We start from the raw sequence: 26,069 nt of genomic DNA, 5'->3' as shown, positions 1-26,069 counted from the left end.
ATGCGTCCGTAGCTCAGTTGGTTAGAGCACCACCTTGACATGGTGGGGGTCGGTGATTCGAGTTCACTCGGACGCACCATTCAATCTCGATATCGCCTTCTTTCTAAAACCTTTCCTTACCCTATCTATTTCAAACTTTAGAACAATTCCTTATCACTCATTCATCCACATATTGCTGGCCTAAATGTTATTATCGCGGTGGTTTCATTTGTTGCGCAACAAACGCAATGGATTTATTACATTTGCGCAGCAATCGTCGATTTTTTAACTAATCACGTGTTGATTGAGGCAAATTCGTTGTCATTTCTAAGACTAAGACCGTATAATACGAAACGTCATTTCAATTGAATGGTTTCAGCCCTTGATCTGTCGCTACGCAAACTACAACTCATATATGCTTTCGCGCTTATCAATACTTAAACGCGGAGAACACTTTTCCGCATCCATCCCTCAGCTGTCATCTATTCTTAGTCATGTTTCTACATCCCGATTACCGACGTTCAAATTTTTAGGCAACGTTAACCTTTTAAGCAACATCGTTTTATCGGCTTCATCTCTTGCCCACGGCAATGCCTTGGACACTCTGTTTTTTCAATCCATCACAACTTGCAGAAATTAAACTTCATGAAAAAGACCAAAATTGTATGCACCATCGGTCCTAAGACCGAATCCGAAGAAATGCTAAACAACATGCTGACCGCAGGCATGAACGTTATGCGTCTTAACTTCTCCCACGGTGATTATGAAGAGCACGGACAGCGCATCAAAAATATCCGCGCTGTTATGGAAAAAACCGGCAAGAAAGCCGCGATCCTGCTGGACACTAAAGGTCCAGAAATCCGCACCATGAAACTGGAAGGCGGCAAAGACGCTGCGCTGACCGCTGGTCAGACTTTCACTTTCACCACCGACCAGAGCGTTATCGGCAACACCAGCCGCGTTGCGGTCACCTACCCTGGCTTCGCCGCTGACCTGAAAATCGGCAACACCGTGCTGGTTGACGATGGCTTGATCGGTATGGAAGTTATCGAAGTTTCAGAAACTGAAGTGGTATGTAAGGTTCTGAACGCAGGCGACCTGGGCGAAAACAAAGGCGTTAACCTGCCAGGCGTTTCTATCCAACTGCCAGCGCTGGCTGAAAAAGACAAACGTGACCTGGTATTCGGTTGCGAACAAGGCGTTGACTTCGTTGCGGCCTCTTTCATCCGTAAACGTTCTGACGTCATGGAAATCCGTGAGCACCTGAAAGCCCACGGTGGCGAAAACATTCAGATCATCTCTAAGATCGAAAACCAAGAAGGTCTGAACAACTTCGACGAAATTCTGGAAGCCTCTGACGGCATCATGGTTGCTCGTGGTGACCTGGGCGTTGAAATCCCAGTTGAAGAAGTTATTTTCGCTCAGAAAATGATGATCGAAAAATGTAACCGTGCACGTAAAGTTGTTATCACTGCAACTCAGATGCTCGATTCCATGATCAAAAACCCACGCCCAACCCGCGCAGAAGCAGGCGATGTAGCTAACGCCATTCTGGACGGTACTGACGCAGTGATGCTGTCTGGTGAAAGTGCTAAGGGTAAATACCCTCTTGAAGCCGTTAGCATCATGGCAACTATCTGTGAGCGTACTGACCGCGTAATGCAGAGCCGCATTGATACTCTGCACGACAGCCGTAAACTGCGCATCACCGAAGCTGTTTGCCGTGGCGCGGTAGAAACTGCTGAAAAACTGGATGCTCCACTGATCGTGGTAGCGACTGCCGGTGGTAAATCTGCGAAAGCCGTTCGTAAATACTTCCCAGATGCCATGATCCTAGCTCTGACTACTAACCCAGTCACCGCGCGCCAGCTGATCCTGAGCAAAGGCGTTGTTCCTATGCTGGTTAAAGAGATCGCTTCTACTGACGATTTCTACCGTATTGGTAAAGAAGTTGCGGTTGAAAGTGGACTGGCTCAGAAAGGCGATATCGTCGTTATGGTTTCTGGCGCACTGGTTTCCAGCGGCACAACCAACACGGCATCTGTGCACGTTCTCTAATAGCATTTATTCTCAATATATCAAGCGCCGGTTTCCGGCGCTTTTTTTTTACATTTGTACAGCATTTTTTCCTCTTGAATTCGTATTATTATTATAATTAATTTTCAAATCAAATAAGATGAATCCAATAGAAATGACCTGTTTTCTCTCCTTTTTTTAACCTTTTGGCAAAAGAAGGCGTTTCTTTGAGCGAACGATCAAAATAAAGCGATTAAGTACGAAAAATTTATTCTCTTTAGAAAATAGTTTGTGTAATACTTGTAACGCTACATGGAGATTAACTCAATCTAGAGGGTTTTATAATGAATCGTACTAAACTGGTACTGGGCGCAGTAATCCTGGCTTCTACTATGCTGGCTGGTTGTTCAAGCAATGCTAAAATCGACCAACTGTCTACTGATGTTCAGACTCTGAACACCAAAGTTGATCAGCTGAGCAACGACGTTAACGCAATGCGCGCTGACGTGCAGACTGCTAAAGACGACGCAGCACGCGCTAACCAGCGTCTGGACAACATGGCTACTAAATACAAGAAATAATATTTCTTGAGTCATGTAATAAAGGCGCACTTCGGTGCGCCTTTTTTTATCTCTCGATTCCACACCCTCTCGCCCTCCTCTTTTTCTACTTGCGCATAGCCCGCTTTTTTAAGCCCGACACATGCCCACATCACAGCAATAAAAAAAGGACACCTTGCGGTATCCCTGTTAAACGGCGTAAGACTACGCTCAACGCTCGCTGATAGTTTTTACTCTGCTACGCTAGTCGACGTCGCCTCAGCTTGCGTAATCTTCACAGCGTTCGTCTCAGGCTCTGATTTCACTTCCTGACCGTGGTTCACAATCACCGGCATACCTGACCGGCGCTTCACTGCGTCGTCAAACACCAACCGATCGGTTAGTTGGCTATCAGCAAACTTCTTCGCGGCAGGCTTTAGCGCAATATGCATCGTTTGCGGATCGTCTTTCTCAGTGCGTGATAGCGGCTGGTGCACTTCTACATAGCGCTTGCCATCAGGCTCCACCGACACTTTCACCGGTGCATTCACAATCTGCACTCGGGTTCCTTTCGGAACGGTTTTGAATAATGCTTCAATATCATCAGGACGCAGGCGAATACAACCGGAGCTGACGCGCATTCCAATGCCGAAATTAGCGTTAGTACCGTGAATCAAATAGACCCCACCTTGCGCGGATAGACGCAGGGCAAACAGCCCCATCGGGTTTTCTGGGCCAGCAGGTACCACCGCAGGCAGCGTGACGCCCTCAGCTTTATAATGCTTGCGAATGTTCGCCGTTGGCGTCCACGTTGGGTTAGCAATCGGCTGAGAAACGCTGGTCACCATTTCTGGCGTATTTCGCCCCAGCTGACCAATACCAATCGGATAGACCACGACCTTGCTCTGTCCTTTCGGATAGTAGAACAAACGCATTTCAGCCAAATTGATGACAATCCCCTCGCGCGGCGCGTCCGGTAGCAGCATCTGAGTCGGAATAGTCAGAACCGTACCCGGTTTCGGCAAATAAGGATCGACACCCGGATTGGCTTCCAGCATCCCTAGCAACCCGATTTGGAAGCGCGCGGCAACATCCTCTAGAGGTTTGCCATTATTCTGTACGGTAAACGTGGTGTTTTCGCCAATCAAACGGCTGTCTGGCGGCGGTAAAGGATATTCGGTTGCATTGGCGACAGACGTCCCTGCCATCCATACCGAAAGCAACATAGTTACAAGAGGTAGTGCACGCTTCATGCTTGATTCCCAGTCTTATCAGCTACCCTTCAGGCCGAAGGATAATCAATTAATTGTACAAGGCTGTAGAACTGCCCGTTTTATAAACACCCGTTATACTAACAGCCAGAGAGGAAAAGGCAATTTAAATGCCAGTAAATCAATGCGTTACTAAAATATTTTTGCTATACATTTCAGTTTGTTAACGGTTTCGCTGCTAATATGCACAAAAAATTAACCTCCGTGAATCAGATTGATCTGTTGTTCGGCGCATATTAACGATGTGGACTGCACAAAAAAACCGCAGCTGAACTACCAGCAACTATAATTAATCAAATTGTGCGACTTCTCGCCCATCCCTCTTCCAGCCCCCGATTCGGGTGGAAATATTTAGGTGGAAATATGGTGCGCTGCCTATTTTTACTCATTGCTTTCCTCTCCATTGGCACCGCGAGCCACGCAGCGCCGAGTAAAACCCTTTCGCTTCCTACCACCATCAATTCTGCCTATGGTGATTTTGATGCCATGCAACAGCGTAGGATCGTTCGTGTTTTAATCCCCTACAGCAAAACCTTCTATTTTTTAGATAACCAAGGCACTCCGCGTGGGCTGATGGTTGAGCTGATGCAACAGTTTGATAAAACACTTAATCACGGCATTAAGCCTGATAAAAAGATCCACATCGTTCTCATCCCCACCTCACGCGATAGGCTTATTCCTGATTTATTGGCGGGGAAAGGCGACTTGATCGCCGCAAACCTTACGGTTACACCAGAGCGTCAGCAGCTGGTTGATTTCACGATCCCGTTAGCCAGCGGCGTGCACGAAGTTGTGGTGGCCAATAAACTTCAACCCGCGCTAACAACGCGAGATGACTTAGCGGGCAAAAGCGTTTTTATCAATCCATCCACCAGCTATGTACAGAGCATTGCGCAGCTTAATCAACACCTCGCTAGCAACCAACTGGCTCCGGTTGAAGTCATTAATGCCCCAGGTAATCTCGAGCCTGAAGATATTTTAGAAATGGTAAATGCGAATTTGGCAGGTTATACCGTTGTCGATCGCTATCTCGCCTTGCTATGGCAGAAAATCTATCCCAATTTGGTAACCTACGACCAATTCGCATTGCGAAGCGACGGCAATATTGCCTTAGCCGTGCGGAAAAATTCGCCGCAGCTGCTCGCCGTCCTTAACCCATTTTGTAAAGCGCACAAATTAGGCACGTCGTTTGGTAACCAGCAGGTTTATAAATATTTGCGCAGCGTTAAGTGGGTAAAAAGCGCGACATCAGAAAACGAGATCGCAAAATTTAATCAGCTCACCACCATTTTCCAAAAGTACGGACAGGAGTACAGCGTAGACTGGCTACTGATGGTGTCTCAGGGATATCAAGAGTCGCAGCTAGACCAACGTAAACGGAGCCATAGCGGCGCCATTGGCATTATGCAGATACTCCCAAGCACGGGAAAAGATCTTAAAGTCGGCGATATTTCACAGGCAGAACCGAATGTGAATGCGGGAATTAAATATATCCGTTTTATGCAAGACCGTTATTTTGCCGATCAGCCCATGGATGAGCTCAATAAAATGCTCTTCACCTTTGCAGCCTACAATGCAGGCCCTGCGAAAATAGAGAGACTGAGAAAACAGGCCAAGCTGATGGGGCTTGATCCTAACCGTTGGTTTAATAACGTAGAGCGCGTGGCGCAATTAAAAATAGGGAATGAAACGGTGCAGTACGTCAGTAATATTTTCAAATATTACGTTGCTTACACGCTAATCAAGCAGCAGCAACAGAAGAAAGAGCAGGCTATTTCGCCTGCTCCCAATAAACCTAGTGCTTAATGATGTACATCGTCTGGCTGTAGGCCACATCTTCAGGGTTAGTAATCGGATACCCCTTCACCCAAGGCTTAATTAAGCGGCCATTGGTATATTGGTAGATGGGCGCAATCGGCGCTTGGTCGGCCAGAATCTGTTCAGCCTGCGCGTAGTCGGCGTTACGTTTACCTGCGTCAGTTTCCTCACTGGCCTGTTTTAGCAGCTTGTCGTATCCGGGACTGTTAAATTTGGCGATATTTCCGCTATGGCTCGATGTTAACAGCGTCAAGAACGTCGATGCTTCATTGTAGTCACCCACCCAAGACGCGCGAACCACATCAAATTTGCCGGTGTTGCGGCTATCGATATAGGTTTTCCACTCTTGATTAGTCAGTTTTACCTGTGCACCCAACGCCTTTTTCCACATTGAAGCCACCGCAATCGCAATTTTTTGGTGGTTCTCAGAGGTGTTGTATAACAAGGTGAGTTTTAACGGCTTATTCGGCCCATAGCCCGCTTCTTTCAGCCACGCTTTAGCCTGTTTATTGCGTTCGGCCTGCGTCATTTTCTGGATAGCCAGCGGTATAGGCTCGAATCCTGCGGTCACATCCGGCGTTAGGTGATAGGCAGGCTTCTCGCCGGTACCCAAAACTTTCTCAGCAATGATCTGTCTGTCGATGGCGTACGAAAGCGCTCTGCGCACGCGAGCGTCATTGAGCGGTGCTTTTTGGGTATTAAACGCGTAGTAATAGGTGCCTAGCTGGTCCGGCGTATAGACCTGTTCAGGAATATCCTTCATTAATTTGTGGTACATATTTTTAGGGAAGGATTCCGTGATATCAATATCCCCTGCCAGATAGCGCTTGGTTGCCGCCGACTCTTGGTTAATAGGGATAAATGTCACCTTAGTTAAAACGGTATTTTTACGATCCCAATAATACGGATTAGGCTTTAACACGATTTTTTCGTTAACGACCCGCTCCTGCATGGCATATGCGCCATTGCCCACCAAATTCTCTGGCTTAGTCCAATCGTTACCGTATCTTTCAATCGTTTTCTGCGGTACGGGGAACAGGCTAAAATTAGCCAGCAGGTTTACAAAGAACGGCACCGGCTTATTCAGCTGTACCACCAGCGTATGCGAATCTGGCGCAGCAACACCTAACTTTTGTACCGGCACTTGACCGCTAATAATGCCTTCAGCGTTGGCGATCCCCGCCATTTGAGCAAACCAAGCAAACGGCGACAGCGTTTTAGGATTAACTAAACGCTGCCAGCTATAAACAAAATCATAGGCCGTTACCGGCTCACCGTTCGACCACCTGGCGTTCTCCCGCAGTTTAAACACATAGCGTTTGTTATCGGTTGTTTTCCAGCTCTGGGCCACACCCGGCGTCGGTTTACCGTCTGCGCCCTGATTAACCAACCCTTCAAACAGATCTCTCGCCACCTGCGCCTCAGGTAATCCCACCACTTTTGCCGGATCTAACGAAGCAGGTTCATCTTTAATATGACGAACAATCTCTTGTTTTTCAGCCAATACGGCTCCCGCAGGAACCTGCGCGGCCTGCGCAGAAACGAACCCCGAAGCAATCAATGCGGATAATGCAGTAATACGAAAAAGATGCATAAATGGAACCCTATATATCCAAAATCATTGGCACGGCCGGCGGCATTCCCTAATCCCAGACACCTTCATTCCTCACGCTCGTTTATTTTTGTCGTTGCGAACGTTTTCTGAGGTCAAAAAGTATGCCTTAATAAGAAGGTTAACAGACGGAAATTATTCAGACTTAGCCCCAAATAATTGGAGTGCATCCAAGCAGATGGCGAGCACAGATGCAGCTTCAAGTATGACAACGTTATTCTACTATTACGGGAAACCTGTTGCATGGGAAATGGTGTAAAACAGATCCGCCCTCGTTCCGAACGCGGCCAAATTAGCGCGACGGCGGTCACTTATGGACACTCGCTGCTCGGTGCGCCGCTTCTTTATTTCCCCGCCGTTCAGCCCGATCGTGATACGGGGCTGATTATTGCCGGCACTCACGGTGACGAAACAACCGCGGTCATCGCCCTGTCCTGCGCGTTGCGCAGTCTGCAGCCGATGCAACAACGCCACCATGTCATTTTGGCAGTCAATCCTGACGGCTGTCAGCTAGGACTACGAGCAAATTCTGCGGGCGTCGATCTCAATCGTAATTTTCCCGCGGCTAACTGGCTATCCGGTCATAGCGTTTATCGCTGGAACAGCGCCAGCAGCGAACGTGATGTTAAATTATCCACCGGCGACGCGGCGGGTTCAGAACCTGAAACGCAGGCGCTTTGCCAGCTCATTCACCGTTTAAAACCGGCGTGGGTGGTTTCGCTACATGAGCCTTTGGCCTGCGTGGAAGATCCGCACCAAACGCTGCTCGGACAGCAACTTTCCGCCGATTTTGAACTGCCCTTAGTGAGCAACGTAGGGTATGAAACGCCGGGCTCATTTGGTAGCTGGTGTGCCGACCTCAGCCTGCCCTGCATCACGCTAGAGCTACCCGCGATTTCTGCCGATCTCGCCAGCGAAAAATACCTTCCGGCACTGCTGGCGCTGATCGACTACGATTTATAATCCGTGTTTTACGCTGGCACGTTAAGCTGAATGCCACCACAGCTGAAATTCAGCGCAGGGCTGGCATCCTGCGCCAGCCACGTAGGGCCATCAAGATCAACAAATTTGGCCGCTGGCGCTAACGGCAAAGCCGCACGAATAGCGCGAGAGGTGCAAATCATGCAGCCCAACATAAACGCCATGCCCTCTTTCTGCGCCAATGACCGCAGCGCTATTGCCTCAGTCAGACCACCGGTTTTATCCAGTTTGATATTTATCATGTCATAGCGACCTTTTAGCGCAGCAAAATCATCACGGGTATGACAGCTTTCATCAGCGCAAACCGGTAAGGGATGAATGAAATGAGCTAGCGCCTCGTCTTGGTTCGCCGGTAAAGGCTGCTCCAGCATCACCACCCCAACATCGGCCAGCAACTGGCAGCGCGCCGCTAATCCTTCGGCCTGCCAAGACTCATTGGCATCAACAATTAACGTCATCTCGGGCACAGCGGCGCGGATCGCCATCAATCGCTCAGTAATAAGGTGATCGTCGAGCTTAATTTTCAGCAGCGTAGCGCCTTTCTGATACAAAGAAAGCGCGGTGGAGGCCATCTGCTCCGGCGATCCAATCGACACGGTTTGCGCCATCACAATACGTTCTGGCTGTGTGACATTACATTGCTCCCACAGCGTGGTGTTAGTCTGCTTACACACCAAATCCCATAACGCACAGTCAACCGCGTTACGCGCTGCGCCTGCGGGTAATCGCGCTAATAACTCACGGCGATCAAGGCCATTCTCAATGGCTGATTTCACCGAGGCAAGCTGCGCCAGCACAGAGTCCACGCTTTCGTCATAGCGCGCATAGGGCGTACATTCACCGACGCCAACCACGCCATCATGTTCAATTTCCACGACGACGACGTAAGCTTCGGTTCGGCTGCCCCGAGCGATCACAAAAGGCGTATGCAAAGGCCAGACTTCTGAATAAAAACGCATTGTTTTCATACTTATTCCTTAGCGCTGATAAAATGCAGGATGCGAATAGCTGAAGTATTAGCCAAGAACATCATAATGTTATACCCAAATAATTCATGTTGCATTGAGGCAGCAAGTGAGCGCATCCCGATGAGCTTACTTATGTAAGTGATTCGGGTGTGCGAATGCAGCTAACAAAAATGCAGCATGAAGTATGAAGGGTATACGTAGCTATTTAAAATTGTTCGTATATTCAAGGTTATCGTGTTAGCGTAAACTCTAGTTCGTGTTAACTAACTGTAATAGGAAATACCATAATGACGCAGACAGTTCATTTTCAAGGCAACCCAGTGCACGTAGCAGGCCAAATCCCTCAGGCTGGCGATAAAGCCAAACCCTTCAAACTGGTAGCTAAAGACCTTTCCGATGTTGATCTGGCAAGTCTGGCTGGTAAACGTAAAATCCTGAATATCTTCCCAAGCATTGATACCGGCGTTTGCGCAGCATCAGTGCGAAAATTCAACCAGCTGGCAAGCCAGACTGATAACGCCGTTGTGTTGTGCATTTCGGCCGACCTTCCTTTCGCTCAGTCTCGCTTCTGCGGCGCTGAAGGCCTGAACAACGTCATCACACTGTCTACCCTGCGTGGCGGCGATTTCAAGCATGACTACGGCGTAGCCATTACCGATGGTCCATTGGCTGGTTTAACCGCACGTGCCGTGGTCGTTTTAGATGGCAATGACAACGTGGTCTATAGCCAACTGGTAAACGAAATCACCGAAGAGCCAAACTACGATGCGGCATTAGCTTCGCTGAAGTAAAATTGTTGCGATATTGATTGTTGTAACGATAGAAACAAAAACGCGGTGCTATTTCAGCACCGCGTTTTTTTTAGTTCTCTTCTGCGTCTGGGTGTGTTTCCACATGACGCCGGCTGCTAAGGCCATACTCGCGTAGTTTATTGGCAATCGCGGTATGCGATACGCCCAAGCGTTTTGCCAGTTTTCGCGTGCTTGGATAGTTGCGATACAAACGGGTCAGCACTGAACGCTCGAAGCGCTTGCAAATATCATCCAGTGAACCATCCAGAACTTCATCGCCTAGCGCCATTTCAGCTTCAAACTCAGGCAGAACAACGTCCTGTGGACGCAACTCATAGCCTTCAAGCTGGGTTAACGCGCGGTAGATCGCATTCTTTAGTTGACGAACGTTGCCCGGCCAACCGTATTGACTGAGGAACGCGTTCAGCTCAGGCGCCAAACGCGGTCTTGGCATCCCCTGCTCATCAGCAAAGCGCGATACAAACAGCTCGGTCAGCGGCATGATGTCCTGCGTACGTTCACGCAGCGGCGGCAGATTTAGCGTCAAGACGTTAAGGCGATAATAAAGATCTTCACGGAACAATCCACGTTGCACCAGATCGATCAGGTTTTTCTGGGTCGCACAGATAACGCGAACGTCTACACTCACTTCGTGTTCTTCACCCACGCGGCGGAACGTCCCGTCGTTGAGGAAACGCAGTAGTTTGGTTTGCATGCGCGGCGACATTTCGCCAATTTCATCCAGCAACACCGAACCGCCGTTGGCTTGTTCAAAGAAACCTTTTTTGCCTTCCAGCGCATTCGGATAGGCACCCGCGGCGTGGCCAAACAGTTCGCTTTCAGCAACGTCATCCGGTAACGCCGCACAGTTCAGCGCAAGGAATGGCTGCTTACCGCGTGGGCTACGCAGATGGCAGGCGCGAGCCAGCACATCTTTGCCGGTACCGGTATCACCCACAATCAGCAAAGGCGCGTCTAGCATCGCGAGCTTACGCGCTTGATCTAGCACCTGACGCATTTTCGGGCTAACGCCGATAATGTGCTCGAATTCGCTGTCGTCATTGACCGCGAGGTTTTGCAACTGACGTCCAATGCGAACCGCCGATTTCAACACCACCACCGCCCCTACCGGCGCAGACATTTCACCCTGCTCTTCACCCAGATAGATTGGCGTGATATCCATCAGGTAATCCTGACCGCGAATAACCACTTTTTCGGCATGCGGAGCAACGGTTTCATTCTCCAGCCAGCGCAAAAAGTTGTAGCCGCCAATCAGTCCACCCGCGGTTTGATTACAGATCTTATCTTCCGTGGTACCAAACAGCATTAACGCCGCTTGGTTTGCCAGCTCAACTTTCCCCTTCATATCAATAGAGAAAACCGGCTCTGGCAGTGATTCTAGCAGCGCCCACATTGCACGATGTTCACGCTCTGACGGCATGTATGGCACGGTGCGTACGTCGGTGACACCGCTGATGCGGCGAATCTCTGCCATCAACTGACGGAAGACTTCGAAGTCAAGTTCATTAAAATTCAAATAGATACGACCGATGGTATCGATCTCAATCCCACGTAAATCAATATTACGCGCTGCCAGCAGATCCAGCAGTTCTCGGGTTAAGCCGATTCGGTCTTCACAAAAAACTTCCAGGCGCATCAGTTTTGACCTTAATCTGCATATTACGGTGTGTAAAACATACGTGTAGATACACGAGAGAAAACCAATTGCCCTACATCACGCTCGTTATTATGGCGATTGTACGACAACTGAAACAGTAACTGTCAGTATAAGTTGACAGATCTTTCTATTGTTATCCAGCCAGTCATTTCTGATTTACAACTTAGCTAACTATAAACTAGCGCAATGACACCTCAACAATTGTTACTACAAGCTATATAATTATCTTCTAGGTAGGCATCATGCCTATATCATCATGTCTAGACAGCAGAATCTTATCACCTATTCATCACACATTTTAGATATAAATAGGGGAAGTGCAGCATATGATCATCCGACAGGCCGTCCCTACAGACTATGATAGCATTTTGGAAATTCAGCGACTGAACACGCCTGAAAATCTGGATGCCGAAAACCTCCAACAGGGATATATCGTTTCACAAATGAGCCGAGCGCAGCTTGAAGCCATCAACAGCAAACTGGGCATTTTAGTTGCCGTTGAAGGCAAAACCGTCGCTGGATTCGTCTGTATGACCGCGACCTGCGCCAAACCTCACCCTCCAGTGATTGATGCGTTGCTTGAACAGGCCGAAACCCATTCGCTCAATCAACGTCCAATGACCGAACTCAGCCCTTTTCTGTATGGTCCCGTGTGCATCTCACGTCGTTTTCGCGGCGCTGGCGTGCTTTCTCAGCTCTTCGCCGCGGTAAAATCGCATATGCATGGAAAATACGACGCGGGTTTAGCCTTTATCGCCGACGATAATCCACACTCGCTGGTTGCCCACATTCAAGGACTTGGCATGAGCGATGTCACACGCTTCCGCTTCGATGGAAAAGATTACCACCTTGTAGCGTTTGAGGTATAAATAACGGCTTAGATATTGTTTCAATGAGATTTTCTTAGATTAAATGGATGATTATTTCCCATGACAAACACCTTTTTCGTTACGGCCGACTGGCTTTCAGCACATTTGAACGACGATGATATTCAACTCATCGACGCACGTATGCCTCTCGCCGGACAAGAAAATCTGCGCGATATCCATGCTGAATTTATCGCTTCACATCTACCCGGTGCGCTGTTTTTTGATATTGATGCCCTCTCCGATCACGCTAGCCCATTGCCTCATACGATGCCGTCGGCCGAAAAATTCTCTGCTGATATGCAAGCGTTGGGAATAAATCGGGAGAAACATCTGGTGGTATATGATGAGGGAAACCTGTTCTCTGCCCCGCGTGCGTGGTGGATGCTGCGCACTTTCGGTGCCCAAAAAGTCTCGATATTGGCCGGTGGCTTTCATCAATGGAAAGCACAGGGCCGCGAGCTAGAAAGCGGCCTGCCAACGCCTAAACCTGCGTCCTTCAGCGCTCAGCTCGACCCACGCGTGATTAAAAACGCCAACGACGTTTTGCTGGCAACCCAAACTCAAAGTGCTCAAATCGTTGATGCACGTGCGGCTGCGCGGTTTAGAGGGGAAGTCGCCGAGCCAAGAGCGGGATTACGCCAAGGCCACATCCCCGGCAGCCATAACGTACCGTGGGGCGATTTAGTCAAAGACGGGGCATTAAAACCACACGAAGAATTGAAAACGATTTTTGCCGCGGCGGGCGTGAGTTTTGAACAGCCGATTATTGTTAGCTGTGGTTCTGGCGTCACTGCAGCGGTGGTGGTTCTGGCTCTGACCACGTTACAGGTCAACGGCGTGGCACTTTATGATGGTTCGTGGAGCGAATGGGGAGCAAGAGAAGAGCTCCCTATCAGTCGTTGATACCGCTATGTACAACATCGATTTTTATTATTGCCCATTTAATAAAAATACAACCTCCCCCAGATAATGGGGGGACGTTGCTAAATAGCGCTGCCAATGCAGATCCCACACACCGTTTTGTGCCAGCCCGATTTTAAAGGGAATTTTAAGCCTTAGTAGCGCCGGCAGGTATTCTTGATAGCGCGTAACCGTATGCCGTCCTTGGTAAGTCTGAATCACAATTTCATCAACAGGAAGTTGGTTAAGCTGTTCGATACTGCCAGTTTTAGCCCAATCTAATAGCCCTGTGACGCTCAGCTTACAATTCGGCGGCAGTTTGTTTTTCAGCTTTCGCAAAAAAACAGAATATTGATCGAGACGATAGCTGTTGGCATCAAAATCAATTTGCATACCCACCACATGACTTCCCGTTTTAACCCAATTCTGGCGCAGTTTTAATAACGCATTCAGCATCGAATCAGGGATATCCAGCGTTGACACCCGCACCGTAATCCAGAGCTCAGGCACTTTAACCGCCGAATAAGGCAAACCCCGCTTATGTAGCACGGGTTTACCCTGCCGAAGCATAATCTCAGCCTGATGTAGGTACAAAATTTGCGCCTGTTTTAGCACCGGCTGAGATTGCACGGCTGACCATAACCAAAATGCATGATAACGCTTGGCGTCCACCCGCCCCTCATCAGCATGTACGCTCAGACTCAGGATCAGCCCTATGATTCCCCAGCGCCAGAGACTCACCAATAAAACCGCAAGCGGTTCGCCCACTCACTGCCGGGATAATCATTTTTGAGCAGAAGAAACCATCTTTGGCGGGTATTTTTATCAATATCTTGCCCGTCGCAATCGTTATAGCCTGACGGGGCGTAGCACATCACCGCGCGGTAAAGCGCATAGCTTTTATCTTCAGGGGGCGCATCAGGCATACCAATCACGCGTTGGTAATTCATTAAGCGACTGACCGAACGATCGGCATATTGAGAATCAACCTTGGTTAAATCAGCGACGATACTGATGCTGTAGCCATCAGGCATCACGAGGTTGGAAGTACGAAAATATTCGCCTAAACAGTTTAAGGCTCGAGCATCTTTTGGGCGCTGCACCAAGGTTGACACAACGTCATCAAGCGCATGACAGACATATCCCTCTTCCGCATTGCGGCCATCCCAAGTGAAATCGCTAAGCGCGACATCTTTCATATCATCACGCACGGGCTGCTTAAACAGTTCGGTACGGGGCTTATCTTGTAAATATCCTTGATAGTCACCGTTTAGTAATTCCTTCGCCAACAACGTATGCAGGGCGATAATCTGCTCTTCCGCACTTTGCCCTGTTTCAACCTGTTTACGCAGTAATTCTTGGCTCGCCAGCGCCTTCAACACGCTTGAACGATAGGCGAGATTTACCACCGGGCTGCTAGCCGCAAAAATATCTTCAATTTTTCCCTGATGAGTCAGACTATTGGCCAATTGATATTGCAAAAACGCCTGCTGTAACCCTGCATGATCGATAGTCAGCAAATGCCGCCAATAGGTTTCAGCATCAGACCATTGCCCTAATCCTTGCATCGCAAGGCCCCGTAGCACCTGTTGGCTGAACAACAATGTATCATTTAGCGCATCTTTGTCTTCGGGTGCTGCAGCACTGAGTACGCCGGCATAATCATGCTTCAGGTAGAATGCCCATGCCGTTTGCAAATACTGCCAAGCAGGCAGCATATTTGCTTTCTCAAAGAGTGCCTTATAACTTGCCAATTCTTCTGCAGTCACCGGCGTCGCCGTTGTTTCTGTTTGGTAATGTTCACGCAGCCGTTTTAACACCTGAGTAAACGTTATTTGTGGGCTGTTAGGTTCACCAATAAACGGTGGCTTGAGGTATTGATTCCCCAGCAATCGCGTATCCAGTTCATTGATCACCGACTGTAGCGCTTCTGGCGTAGGAGCCTGAGCAATGGATTTTTCTCCCGCCACAGCCAACGCATTGTAATCCCCAATATACCAATTGATTCGGCGATACAGCCCTTGAACAGATTGAACATAGAGTCCCGCGGGGAAGCTACTCAGGTATTCATCCCCTCTCTGTAGAGCCAGCGCGGCAGCCGCTTTATCGCTTTTCGCGCTATCAAACATCCCCATGTCATCTACCGCATCAGCGACAATCTGATTAAGCGCGATACGAAATAGCATATACTGCGCGGTTTCAGCCACCCATGATTGCGAGCTTTGTTTCAACGCGATAAATTTTGCTTCTGCATCAGAGAAATTACCGCGATAAAAGGCATCAATGCCCGCCAGATAATCACGAAATGCCTGGGCGTGCGAACCTGCGGGGAATGGTTGATCCGCCTGCTGTTTCTCTTCTTCGGCGTCATGCAACAAACGAATGCGTTCGTTGGCCAAAGCGCGGCGCTGCTCATCAGTCAGGGACGTATCCGCCAATAATTGGCTAAAAAAACGCTGCAACGTTGCAGGGTTGTTGGACACCCAGCGGCCGCCATCCATATTGGTGTAGCTCGGCTCTAGTGATACCCCCTCCAGATTAATACTCATTTTACGCGCGTCCGCCATCAGCGCCTGCACGTCGACAGGAATAACAATGCTTCCTGTTTCGTCAAAACCATCAGTCGTTTTAAGGCGGGTAATATAAAAAGGCGTTTCACGGTAGCTGCGTTCATCGGTGGTAATTTGCCGGAAAGGCGAAGCAAAATGATGTTGTTCAGAGGCCAACATGAGCAAATTACTGCGAGTGTCATTCGCGGGGGCATAAAATGGGTAGCTGTCCATGCTGCATCCTTCAGCCCACCATTCACACTCATCGACATCCATTGAGGCTAATGCCTGCTGGCCGCACACCAAGACAAACACACCAAATATCCATTTATTCTGCTTCACCTTGCATCCTTATATTTGTCTCATATGAAAACGGCTATCCGCTGAGCGCTTATTAGATAAGATTCAACCGATATAATATACGTAAGCGTGTATCCAAACCATTTAGGCAGGCTGAAATTAGGATATTGGAATGAGGGTTTGCATTATTCGGGGAAAAGAGAGTGGAGGGACATTTTAGCCCCTCCATTTTAATTTAGCCTACTGAAGGCCGATCGCCCTTCTTCGGCGCAACGCGCTTCAACTGAGAAATCAATTCCTTACGGAAATCACCCAAACGCGGTTTGTCATTTTCCAGCCACGGCAGAGGACGACATAGCTCCATCGCTTTAATCCCCAAACGCGCGGTCAGTAACCCGGCACCAATGCCTTGCGCGGCACGTGCTGAAAGACGAGCAGCCAGATCTTGCGAGATCCAATCCATGCCCACCTCACGCACCAGCTCGGAAGCACCGGCAAAGGCAATATTGAGCAGCACCAAGCGGAATAAGCGGATGCGGCTGAAATAGCCTAATTCAATGCCGTACAGCGCCGCAATTCGGTTAATCAGGCGGATATTTCGCCACGCGATAAACGCCATATCCACCAGCGCCAACGGGCTCACAGCGATCATAAGGGTCGATTCCGCGGCGTAGCGGCTGATTTCACGCCGAGCCTGAACGTCCAGCACCGGTTGCACCAGTTTGCAATACAGTTCGACCACTTCTCGATCGTTATGCGTTTCATGCAGCGACGCCTGCCAGCGCTGTACCGCCGGATGGCTCTGGTCTAAATTCGCCTGCTGCATCAGTTTTTCACAAAACGCCTTACCCTGCCCGATGCCGTGGCTATGCAATAAATCGCGCGCAACGTCACGCTCTTGCGCTCGTTCGCGTAAACGATACAGACGCCGCCATTCCGTAATTAATGAACCAACGCCCGCTAATACGATCAGGCCACCGGCAACGGTTCCGCCCAGCGCAATCCAATCCTGCTGTACCCATGCCTGATGAAACCACTGCACGCCTTGGGCTATCACGCTCACGCCAAACAGGGCTAAACCAGCCCCCACCATGCGCCGCCATAGGCTACGCTTTGGTTTCAGCGCCGCATTGATAATGCCTTCTGCGCGCCCTTCGTCCTGCTCTTCCGTCAGTACTTCTGGCTCGGCTGGGAGGAAATTTTCAGCGTCCTGTGGCGCAAACTGTTGGCTGGCTTTCAGCACCATTTCCGGCTCGGTCGCCAGTGGTTGGTCGAAATCAATTCTTGGTTTTATCGGTTCGCTCATCGCAGCTTATCTCCCAATAAAAACTCCATCACGCTGTCCATGCGGATATGCGGTAATGGGCTGTCCACGTTCATACTTTGTGGGCGGAAATCTTCAAAATGGAACCCTTGCTTCTGCCAAAACTCGTTGCTGGGCAAACGCGCGGGCACTTCGCCGGGAAATACGGTCAGTGGCTTCTCATCGGCAAGGCGATATCCCTTCAACGCGGGAATTTTCTGCCCTTGATGCTCAACTAAACCGCTCTGTGTGGCCTGTACCGATGCGATACCGGCGCAGTCCATGCTAATCCCTTCGAACGCCGCATTTTGCCATGCGTCCTGCACCAGCTGTTGGAGCAAAGACACCAGATTGGCATGCTGATCGGCGGTCACGTGGTCGGCTTTGGTGGCCGCAAACATTAAGCGATCGATGCACGGCGAAAAAAGTCGGCGATACAGCGTACGTTTGCCGTAATGGAAACTCTGCATCAGCTGAGTTAACGCCAAACGCATTTCATTAAACGCCTGCGGTCCGCTATTCAGCGGCTGTAAACAATCCACCAGCACAATTTGGCGATCGAAACGGACAAAGTGCTCTTTGTAGAAACCCTTCACCACTTCGTTGCAATAATAGCTGTAGCGCGAGCGCAACATGCCGATGTTGGAATGCTTATCGGCCTGAGCCAGTTTAGATTCCCCCATACTTTCGACCTGCGGCCAAGGGAAAAACTGCAGCGCGGGCGCACCGGCTAAGTCGCCGGGCAACACAAAACGCCCCGGCTGAATAAAGTGTTGCCCTTCCTCTTTGCAGCGCAGTAAATAATCGGTATAAGCCTGTGAAATTGCCGCTAACTGTTTTTCATCTGCCGGCGCCAGCGGATCGCATTGTTCACATAGCGCTAACCATTCAGCGGCCCACTCTTTACGCTGCCCCTGCAATAAGCCATTCATCTGACGCGACCAGCTCAGATAGTCTTGCTCTAGCATCGGCAAATCGAGCAGCCATTCGCCGGGATAATCGACAATTTCCAGATACAGCGTCGAAGTATCTTTAAAATGGCGCAGCAGTGAATCATTACTGCGAAACTTCAGCGCCAAACGGATCTCACTCACGCCACGCGTCGGCGTTGGCCACGTTGGCGGCGTACCGTAGAGCTGAGAAAGCCCTTCATCATAGGTAAAGCGAGCCACGCCAAGATCGCGTTGCGGTACACGTTTTGCGCCGAGTAACCGCTCTTCACGCACGGCAGAAAACAGCGGTAAACGAGCGCCGCTGTGAATATGTAGAAGTTGGTTGACCAGAGAAGTGATAAATGCGGTTTTTCCGCTCCGGCTTAACCCGGTCACCGCCAAACGTAAATGGCGATCGACACCTCGGTTAACCAGAGACGCTAATTCATTTTGTAGCCTTTTCATTCCTCTCCTTACACGAAGCCGTTATGGCTTTTCAGCTCCGTGGCGATAACGAGACGTTGCCTGACGAACTGCGCGCTGTAATAAGGGTTCTAAGCCCCATATTAACAGCCAGCGCAATGGCCGCCACGTTACATAACGTAATACACCGGCGGCAATACCGGCTGGAGCAAAAGTCAGCCCCAAAAGCAAACCGTTCTTAATCAGGCCAGGCAGATGACGCCGAGCCTTGCGGCCACCTGCACGCAGCATATCAGCAGGTTTAAATTGACTCATCGTTTTCTCCCCAGCGTGTCATTAATAAAACTATAAATTCTGGAAACGCTTATTGACGCCAAACGTTTCCGAGGTCACATAACGTTCTAAACGACGCAGGCGCTGCTCGCATTCATTAAGTTCCGTGGTAACCACCTGCATTTGCTGACGCGGTGACGGTTGATGATCGCCGCTAAGCTCCGCAACTTGGGCGGTAGGCAGCGTCATTGATAGCACCACGTACAATATGGCGGTGATGATAAACAGGCCGCAGAAAATCGACAGCACCGCCATCACGCGCACCAGAGCAACAGGAACGCCCATATATTCGGCCAGCCCTGCGCAAACGCCTTTCACCACGCCACGCTCAGGAATGCGATACAGTTTTTTACCGCTCATCGGCGTTGTCATTTAAGCGTCCCTCCAGTTTGGATGCTCCGCATCCAGAATGGATTCCAATGCGCTAATACGCTGACGCATGCGCTGTGCTTCTTCATTCAACTGCGCTAAGCGCTGCACTTCTTGCGTTTGCAAGACGCTATCATTTTGCTGGCGATTGCTGTAATGCAGCCACAGCCAAACAGGTAATACAAACAGCACAAAAATAGTCAGAGGGATGGCAAGAAAAAGGTAGCCCATCGTGAATTCCTTATTATTAGTTTACAGCCGTTAGCAACAGTCTATTCCCTTCTCCGGCGTTATGGATGTATTCCATACCATAACGCCGGTCATTTGATTTTAAATCGCGCTTATTCAGAACGATTCATTTTGGCTTTTAACGCCGCCAGCTGTTGACCGATTTCATCATCGGCTTTCAGATCGGCAAACTCTTGGTCGAGCGATTTCTTTTTGCCCAAGCCCATGGTTTCAGCTTCGGCTTCCATATGATCGATACGGCGTTCAAACTGCTCAAAACGCGCCATCGCCTCATCTAGTTTACCGCTGTCTAACTGACGACGAACTTCACGAGAAGAGGCCGCAGCCTGCTGGCGCAGCGCCAATGCCTGCTGGCGAGCGCGTGTTTCCGTCAGTTTGCTTTCCAGCTCGGTGATTTCACGCTTCATGCGATCCAACGTTTCTTCCACGTTGCTCACCTCATGGCGCAGCGTGGTCAGCAAATCACTCACGCGCTGTTTTTCAATTAACGCCGCACGCGCCAGATCTTCTTTATCTTTACGCAGCGCCAGCTCGGCTTTGTCCTGCCATTCGTTAAGCTGAGTTTCACCCTGCTCGATACGGCGCATCAGCTGTTTTTTCTCGGCTAAAGCGCGGGCGGAAGTGGAACGCACTTCGACCAAAGTATCTTCCATTTCCTGAATCATAAGGCGAACCAGCTTCTGTGGATCCTCTGCTTTATCCAACAGAGTATTGATGTTGGCGTTTACGATGTCGGCGAAACGAGAAAAAATACCCATTGTTAATACCCTCACTCTTGCGTTGCGGCGTGCGTTTGGTTCGGCACATCCGTTGTTAAAATGGTTTACTGTCTCGCAAATACATAATCAACTATCGTGCCAACTTTTAAATTAAATTTAATAAATTGATTTATAAGGAAATAATAAAAAACATTGCCATTAATGGGCAAATCGTGATGTGATGAATTTAGCCAACAGATAGCGAAATTCACTAAATGGGATCCTGCGATGTCAGATAATATTGAAAATATGCTCGGCCAAGCCAACAGCTTTCTTGAAGTGCTGGAGCAGACTTCGCAGTTGGCGAAGTTGAATAAGCCGGTATTAATTATTGGCGAACGCGGGACAGGCAAAGAGCTGATCGCTCATCGTCTGCACTATTTGTCTAACCGTTGGCAGGGGCCGTTCGTGTCGCTAAACTGCGCCGCGCTCAATGACAACTTGTTAGATTCCGAACTTTTTGGCCATGAGGCCGGCGCGTTTACCGGTGCTCAGAAGCGCCATTTAGGCCGCTTCGAACGTGCCGACGGCGGTACGCTTTTTCTTGATGAGCTGGCTACCGCGCCAATGTTAATTCAGGAAAAACTGTTGCGCGTGATTGAATATGGTCATTTAGAACGCGTAGGCGGCAGCCAGCCCTTGCAGGTCGATGTGCGTTTAGTGTGCGCGACCAATGCCGATTTACCGGCCATGGCTGAAGCGGGTACCTTCCGCGCTGATTTACTGGATCGTTTGGCTTTTGACGTTATTCAACTGCCGCCGTTAAGAGAGCGTCGCAGCGACATCATGTTATTGGCTGAGCATTTTGCTATGCAAATGTGTGGTGAACTGGGGCTCGCGTTCTTTCCCGGCTTTAGCGATGCCGCACGACAAACGCTGTTGGACTATGGCTGGCCCGGCAATATCCGTGAATTAAAAAACGTCGTGGAGCGTTCAGTCTATCGTCATGGTGATTCACCCGAACTGTTAGACGCGATTGTGATTAATCCTTTTAAACATCACACAGCCAGCTTGCCCTCTTCGGCCAGCACGCCTGCGGCTCTACAAGGGGATGCTCAAACGGTGCAGCCGTCTTTACCCATCGATCTTAAAGATTGGCTGGCAGAACGCGAAAAACAGATCATTATTCAGGCGCTACAAGAAAGCCGACACAATCAGCGTCAGGCCGCAGAGTTACTAAATCTGACCTATCACCAACTGCGTGGGATCATGAAGAAGTTGGGGATTCAGGGATAGTGGCGATCTGGCGGTTAAGTAGTCATATCGCTGGGGCGATCGAGATACACGGGTCTAGCACACCGCGGGGCCGTTATGGAACACATCCTTGTGTTCCACCCTGCGGGCCAACGCTTCCGCGTTGTTCAACTTTGCTCCAAGCAAAGTTGTCGGCGGCTTACGCCGCTACGACCCCATCGGTGTACTCCCCCTAAAATCAAGCTCAAGCTTTAAAATTGCTCTAGATAAGAAGTTTTAGGCAAAAAAAAAGCCAGCACCCGGCTGGCTATAAAGTAGATCTGGAAGCAATGTGAGCAATGTCGTGCTCTTAAGAGAATTGATTGCCCTGAGGAGGCATTCTCTAAAGAACGAGATGGATGATAATGGTTATCACTACCATGTGTAAAGTGGTTTGTTGCGAATTTTTCTTATTTGTATTTGCAGCGTGCGCCAGCTCACATCTTCGTGGCCGCTTTATTACGCAATATTTAGCACAAAACCCCGCTGTTCCGTGATTTCTGACTTATGCTTACCATTAGATTGGTTAAGCAAAAGGCAAATAACCCCTTCATCTCACTGGAATGATTGGGCTGCCAGCCAATGTACGTTACACTAAACACTTTGCTCAACAACCTCTTGAAGCGTTTATGCGTGGTCTAAAAACCCTGATGCTGGCATTAAGTTGCCTGTCTGCCGTTGCGACAGCAGCCGAAATTGCCCCTGTGACCAAAACCAAACCGCTGCCGGATATCCGCCAGAGCGGCTTCATTTATTGCGTCAGCGGGATCCTGAATACCTTCAATCCACAGATGGCAAGCAGCGGTCTTACGGTCGATACCCTCGCCGCGCAGCTTTACGATCGTCTGTTAGATGTTGACCCCTATACCTACCGCCTCATTCCTGAATTAGCCCAGAGCTGGGAAGTGTTAGACGGTGGCGCGACCTATGTGCTGCATCTGCGTAAAGACGTTCCGTTCCAAACCACAGACTGGTTTAAACCAACGCGTAAGATGAACGCCGATGATGTGGTGTTTAGTTTTAACCGCATGTTTGATCCTAACCATCCGTATCATGAAGTGAACGGTGGGCATTATCCCTATTTCGAGAGTTTGCAGTTTAGCAACGCAGTGCAAAGCATACGCAAATTGGATAGCTCAACGGTAGAAATTCGGCTTAAACAGCCGGATGCCTCTTTCTTATGGCACCTTGCCACGCATTACGCGCCAATACTCTCGTCCGAGTACGCGGATAACTTAGCGAAAAAAGGCAAACAGGAAGATATTGACCGCCTGCCCGTGGGCACGGGGCCGTTTATGCTCAATGAGTACCACGCGGGGCAATATATTCGCTTGGATCGCAACGATGCGTTTTGGAAAGGTAAACCGCGGATGCCACAGGTTATTATTGACCTCGGCGCCGGCGGTACGGGGCGTTTATCCAAATTGCTGACCGGCGAGTGCGACGTACTGGCTTACCCTGCGGCCAGCCAGTTGAGTATTCTGCGCGACGATCCGCGTTTGCGTTTAACGCTGCGCCCTGGAATGAACGTCGCCTACTTGGCGTTCAACACCCGCAAGCCGCCGTTGGATAATCTAGACGTGCGCCGTGCCATTGCTTATTCCATCAATAACCAGCGCCTGATGCAGTCTATCTACTACGGCACGGCGGAAACCGCGGCTTCGCTGCTGCCTCGTGCCTCTTGGGCGTATGACAGCGAAGCAAAGATTACCGAATACAATCCAGAGAAATCACGCGAACTGTTGAAACAGGCCGGCGTTACCAATCTGCATTTACAGCTGTGGGTGCCAACGGCGTCTCAGGCTTATAACCCGAGCCCGCTAAAAACCGCCGAGCTGATTCAGGCTGATATGGCGCAGGTGGGAATTAAGGTCAGCATTATTCCGGTGGAAGGTCGATTCCAAGAAGCGCGCCTGAGCGACATGAGCCACGATATGACGCTCTCCGGCTGGGCAACCGACAGTAATGACCCAGACAGTTTTTTCCGTCCGTTGTTGAGCTGTGCGGCAATTCAGTCACAGACTAACTTGGCGCACTGGTGCGATCCCTCTTTTGACTCATTGCTGCATAAAGCCCTGCTGTCTCAGCAACTGTCACAGCGCATTGACGATTATCAGGACGCGCAAAAGATCTTAGAAGAACAACTGCCGATCTTGCCTCTGGCCTCATCGTTGCGCCTACAGGCATATCGTTATGACATAAAAGGATTGGTCTTGAGCCCGTTTGGTAACGCCTCATTTGCCGGTGTTTATCGTGAAAAACAGCCAGAACCGGCTGCCACCAACGATCCTGATGCGGGACCACCGACGCCAGCCTCAGAACCCCCTGTCGTCGTGGAGGATAAACCATGATTATCTTCACCTTGCGTCGCCTTTTACTGCTGCTGGTGACGCTGTTTTTCCTGTCGCTAGTAGGGTTTAGCCTGCTCTATTTCACGCCACATGCGCCGTTAGGCGGCGCTTCGCTGTTCGACGCCTACCGTTTCTATGTGCATAGTCTGCTGCAAGGCGACTTCGGCGTTTCCAGCATTAACGGGCAGTTGATTATCGAACAACTGAAGGAAGTTTTCCCGGCCACCATGGAGCTGTGCATTCTGGCGTTCGTCTTTGCGCTGGTAGTGGGTATTCCGCTGGGCATTATTGCCGGTTTACTGCGCGGCAAATGGCAGGATGGTGCGATTAGTGCACTGGCGCTGTTTGGCTATTCAATGCCGGTATTTTGGCTGGCAATCCTGCTGATGCTGTTCTTCTCGTTGCATCTCGGCTGGCTGCCGGTTTCAGGCCGCTACGATCTGCTCTACCCAATGAAAAACGTGACCGGTTTTGCGCTGATTGACGCTTGGCTGTCAGATTCTCCATATCGTGATGCCATGCTGATGAGCGTTGCCCGTCATATGATCCTGCCGGTAACGGCGCTGGCGCTGGTGCCGATGACCGAAGTTATCCGCCTAATGCGTATCAGCACCGATAACGTCGTCAGCCAGAATTATATTAAAGCCGCCGCCACCCGCGGTTTGTCGCGTTTCACCATTATTCGCCGTCATGTGTTGCACAATGCGCTGCCGCCGATTATTCCACGGTTGGGACTGCAATTTTCGACCATGCTGACGCTGGCGATGATTACCGAAGTGGTGTTCAGCTGGCCGGGACTCGGCCGCTGGTTGATTAACGCCATCCGCCAACAAGACTTTGCCGCAATCTCAGCCGGTGTCATGCTGGTGGGCACGTTGGTTTTAGTCGTCAACGTGCTGTCTGATATTGTGGGTGCGCTGACAAATCCGTTGAAACATAAGGAATGGTATGCACTTCGATAACGTATACCGCGAAAAACGCGTACCGAGCCCGCTGCGTCAGACATGGCTACATTTCCATGCCGATACCCTCGCCATGATTGGTCTGTATGGCGTGCTGCTGCTGATCGCCCTGTGCTTTTTTGGCACCATGCTGGCTCCCTATGCGTTGGATCAGCAGTTCCTTGGTTATCAACTGCTGCCGCCGTCGTGGTCGCGCTACGGTAACGTTTCATTCTTCCTTGGCACCGACGATCTCGGCCGCGATATTCTTAGCCGCCTATTAAGCGGCGTCGCGCCAACGTTTGGTTCCGCGCTGGTCGTCACCATCGCCGCCAGCTTTTTTGGCGTCATTATCGGTATTCTAGCGGGCGTTACCCACGGCCTGCGTTCCGCTATTTTGAACCATATTCTGGATACGTTGCTGTCTATCCCTTCTCTGCTGTTAGCTATTGTGGTTGTCGCCTTTTTAGGGCCGCGCCTTGAGCACGCCATGCTGGCCGTGTGGTTAGCGCTTTTGCCACATATGGTGCGAGAAGTTTATACCTCGGTTCACGAAGAGCTTGAGAAAGAATATGTGGTTGCCGCCCGTTTAGACGGCGCATCAACGTGGTTTATCCTGTGGGATTCCGTGTTGCCCAATATCGCGGGCGTGCTGGTAGGTGAATTTACCCGTGCTCTTTCCATGGCGATATTAGATATTGCCGCGTTAGGCTTTCTCGATCTGGGGGCTCAACTGCCGTCGCCGGAATGGGGAGCCATGCTAGGCGATTCCTTGGAGCTGGTTTATGTCGCGCCGTGGACGGTGATGTTGCCAGGGGCTGCCATTATGGTCAGCGTGCTGCTGGTGAATTTGTTAGGCGACGGAATGCGCCGCGCGATTAACGCCGGTGTGGAATAGGAAACAAA

At 50.0% G+C, this 26,069-nt stretch carries 23 protein-coding genes and 1 tRNA gene; 12 read left to right on the top strand and 12 right to left on the bottom strand.

Going from position 1 to position 26,069, the window contains the following annotated elements; all coding sequences use genetic code 11:
- Nucleotides 1–2: 2 nt before the first annotated feature.
- The 3 genes from BN1044_RS03775 to BN1044_RS03765 all read left to right on the top strand — a co-directional run bounded on the left by BN1044_RS03775 (nt 3) and on the right by BN1044_RS03765 (nt 2,576).
- Nucleotides 3–79, top strand: a tRNA-Val gene (locus BN1044_RS03775).
- A gap of 545 nt (nt 80–624) precedes the next feature.
- On the top strand, nt 625–2,037 hold the full coding sequence (pykF, locus tag BN1044_RS03770; RefSeq protein ID WP_025801234.1) for a pyruvate kinase PykF: 1,413 nt from the start codon (nt 625–627) through the stop codon (nt 2,035–2,037).
- Nucleotides 2,038–2,339: 302 nt separating this feature from the next.
- Nucleotides 2,340–2,576, top strand: coding sequence for a major outer membrane lipoprotein (locus tag BN1044_RS03765; protein ID WP_025801233.1), 237 nt, complete (start codon nt 2,340–2,342; stop codon nt 2,574–2,576).
- A 209-nt stretch (nt 2,577–2,785) separates the two neighbouring features.
- Here the strand turns inward: BN1044_RS03765 and BN1044_RS03760 are convergent, their stop codons facing one another.
- Nucleotides 2,786–3,787 carry a L,D-transpeptidase family protein gene (locus tag BN1044_RS03760; RefSeq protein WP_072307599.1) on the bottom strand — a complete coding sequence of 334 codons (1,002 nt, stop codon included), beginning with the start codon at nt 3,785–3,787 and terminating at the stop codon, nt 2,786–2,788.
- 381 nt (nt 3,788–4,168) lie between these two features.
- Between BN1044_RS03760 and BN1044_RS03755 the strand changes: the two genes are divergently transcribed.
- Nucleotides 4,169–5,611, top strand: a complete 1,443-nt coding sequence (locus BN1044_RS03755) for an MltF family protein (RefSeq protein ID WP_072307598.1) — start codon at nt 4,169–4,171, stop codon at nt 5,609–5,611.
- Here BN1044_RS03755 and BN1044_RS03750 read toward each other — a convergent pair.
- Entirely contained in the window at nt 5,601–7,217 is a 1,617-nt protein-coding gene (locus BN1044_RS03750) for a peptide ABC transporter substrate-binding protein (protein ID WP_072307597.1), read from the bottom strand. The two genes, BN1044_RS03755 and BN1044_RS03750, sit on opposite strands and share 11 nt — an antisense overlap.
- Before the next feature lie 261 nt (nt 7,218–7,478).
- Here BN1044_RS03750 and mpaA point away from each other — a divergent pair, with 261 nt between their 5' ends.
- Complete coding sequence (gene mpaA, locus BN1044_RS03745) at nt 7,479–8,198, top strand: murein tripeptide amidase MpaA (protein ID WP_072307596.1); 720 nt, start codon at nt 7,479–7,481, stop codon at nt 8,196–8,198.
- Between the two features lie 8 nt (nt 8,199–8,206).
- Here the strand turns inward: mpaA and ycjG are convergent, their stop codons facing one another.
- Nucleotides 8,207–9,184 (bottom strand): L-Ala-D/L-Glu epimerase, encoded by a 978-nt coding sequence (gene ycjG / locus BN1044_RS03740; protein ID WP_072307595.1) that lies wholly within the window; start codon nt 9,182–9,184, stop codon nt 8,207–8,209.
- Between the two features lie 287 nt (nt 9,185–9,471).
- On the opposite strand from ycjG, the gene tpx reads away from it, so the two are divergent.
- Nucleotides 9,472–9,975, top strand: a complete 504-nt coding sequence (gene tpx / locus BN1044_RS03735; RefSeq protein WP_072307594.1) for a thiol peroxidase — start codon at nt 9,472–9,474, stop codon at nt 9,973–9,975.
- A gap of 70 nt (nt 9,976–10,045) precedes the next feature.
- Here the strand turns inward: tpx and tyrR are convergent, their stop codons facing one another.
- A complete protein-coding gene (gene tyrR, locus BN1044_RS03730; protein WP_072307593.1) occupies nt 10,046–11,632 on the bottom strand; it encodes a transcriptional regulator TyrR in 1,587 nt (528 codons plus the stop codon).
- A gap of 347 nt (nt 11,633–11,979) precedes the next feature.
- On the opposite strand from tyrR, the gene BN1044_RS03725 reads away from it, so the two are divergent.
- Both BN1044_RS03725 and sseA read left to right on the top strand, forming a co-directional pair.
- Nucleotides 11,980–12,522 carry an N-acetyltransferase gene (locus BN1044_RS03725; protein WP_072307592.1) on the top strand — a complete coding sequence of 181 codons (543 nt, stop codon included), beginning with the start codon at nt 11,980–11,982 and terminating at the stop codon, nt 12,520–12,522.
- Nucleotides 12,523–12,582: 60 nt separating this feature from the next.
- Nucleotides 12,583–13,425 (top strand): 3-mercaptopyruvate sulfurtransferase, encoded by an 843-nt coding sequence (gene sseA, locus BN1044_RS03720; RefSeq protein ID WP_072307591.1) that lies wholly within the window; start codon nt 12,583–12,585, stop codon nt 13,423–13,425.
- Nucleotides 13,426–13,452: 27 nt separating this feature from the next.
- On the opposite strand, the gene BN1044_RS03715 is transcribed toward sseA, so the two are convergent.
- The 8 genes from BN1044_RS03715 to pspA all read right to left on the bottom strand — a co-directional run bounded on the left by BN1044_RS03715 (nt 13,453) and on the right by pspA (nt 20,638).
- Nucleotides 13,453–14,190: a DUF3142 domain-containing protein gene (locus BN1044_RS03715; protein WP_072307590.1), complete on the bottom strand. Its 738-nt coding sequence runs from the start codon at nt 14,188–14,190 to the stop codon at nt 13,453–13,455.
- Nucleotides 14,160–16,313: a PA5441 family protein gene (locus tag BN1044_RS03710; RefSeq protein ID WP_072307589.1), complete on the bottom strand. Its 2,154-nt coding sequence runs from the start codon at nt 16,311–16,313 to the stop codon at nt 14,160–14,162. The genes BN1044_RS03715 and BN1044_RS03710 overlap by 31 nt, the downstream gene beginning before the upstream one ends.
- A gap of 193 nt (nt 16,314–16,506) precedes the next feature.
- Nucleotides 16,507–17,577, bottom strand: a complete 1,071-nt coding sequence (locus BN1044_RS03705) for a YcjF family protein (RefSeq protein WP_072307588.1) — start codon at nt 17,575–17,577, stop codon at nt 16,507–16,509.
- Entirely contained in the window at nt 17,574–18,971 is a 1,398-nt protein-coding gene (locus tag BN1044_RS03700) for a YcjX family GTP-binding protein (protein WP_072307587.1), read from the bottom strand. The genes BN1044_RS03705 and BN1044_RS03700 overlap by 4 nt, the downstream gene beginning before the upstream one ends.
- A 21-nt stretch (nt 18,972–18,992) precedes the next feature.
- Nucleotides 18,993–19,244 (bottom strand): phage shock protein PspD, encoded by a 252-nt coding sequence (locus BN1044_RS03695; protein ID WP_040045045.1) that lies wholly within the window; start codon nt 19,242–19,244, stop codon nt 18,993–18,995.
- A 30-nt stretch (nt 19,245–19,274) separates the two neighbouring features.
- Nucleotides 19,275–19,634: an envelope stress response membrane protein PspC gene (gene pspC / locus BN1044_RS03690; RefSeq protein ID WP_025801220.1), complete on the bottom strand. Its 360-nt coding sequence runs from the start codon at nt 19,632–19,634 to the stop codon at nt 19,275–19,277.
- Nucleotides 19,635–19,862, bottom strand: coding sequence for an envelope stress response membrane protein PspB (gene pspB, locus BN1044_RS03685; RefSeq protein ID WP_025801219.1), 228 nt, complete (start codon nt 19,860–19,862; stop codon nt 19,635–19,637).
- A gap of 110 nt (nt 19,863–19,972) precedes the next feature.
- A complete protein-coding gene (gene pspA / locus BN1044_RS03680) occupies nt 19,973–20,638 on the bottom strand; it encodes a phage shock protein PspA (RefSeq protein WP_072307586.1) in 666 nt (221 codons plus the stop codon).
- Between the two features lie 228 nt (nt 20,639–20,866).
- Between pspA and pspF the strand changes: the two genes are divergently transcribed.
- The 4 genes from pspF to sapC all read left to right on the top strand — a co-directional run bounded on the left by pspF (nt 20,867) and on the right by sapC (nt 26,061).
- A complete protein-coding gene (gene pspF, locus BN1044_RS03675) occupies nt 20,867–21,874 on the top strand; it encodes a phage shock protein operon transcriptional activator (RefSeq protein WP_072307585.1) in 1,008 nt (335 codons plus the stop codon).
- Nucleotides 21,875–22,500: 626 nt separating this feature from the next.
- Complete coding sequence (gene sapA / locus BN1044_RS03670) at nt 22,501–24,222, top strand: ABC transporter substrate-binding protein SapA (RefSeq protein WP_247650372.1); 1,722 nt, start codon at nt 22,501–22,503, stop codon at nt 24,220–24,222.
- The gene (gene sapB / locus BN1044_RS03665) at nt 24,219–25,184 is read left to right on the top strand and encodes a putrescine export ABC transporter permease SapB (protein ID WP_072307583.1); all 966 of its coding nucleotides are present in this window, start codon (nt 24,219–24,221) and stop codon (nt 25,182–25,184) included. The genes sapA and sapB overlap by 4 nt, the downstream gene beginning before the upstream one ends.
- Complete coding sequence (gene sapC, locus BN1044_RS03660) at nt 25,171–26,061, top strand: putrescine export ABC transporter permease SapC (RefSeq protein WP_072307582.1); 891 nt, start codon at nt 25,171–25,173, stop codon at nt 26,059–26,061. The genes sapB and sapC overlap by 14 nt, the downstream gene beginning before the upstream one ends.
- Nucleotides 26,062–26,069 lie beyond the last annotated feature (8 nt).

Source organism: Hafnia alvei (assembly GCF_900095695.1).
GTDB classification, from domain to species: domain Bacteria; phylum Pseudomonadota; class Gammaproteobacteria; order Enterobacterales; family Enterobacteriaceae; genus Hafnia; species Hafnia alvei_B.
The sequence above is the reverse complement of the archived record's forward strand: the minus strand, read 5'-3'. Positions and strand labels throughout refer to the sequence as shown.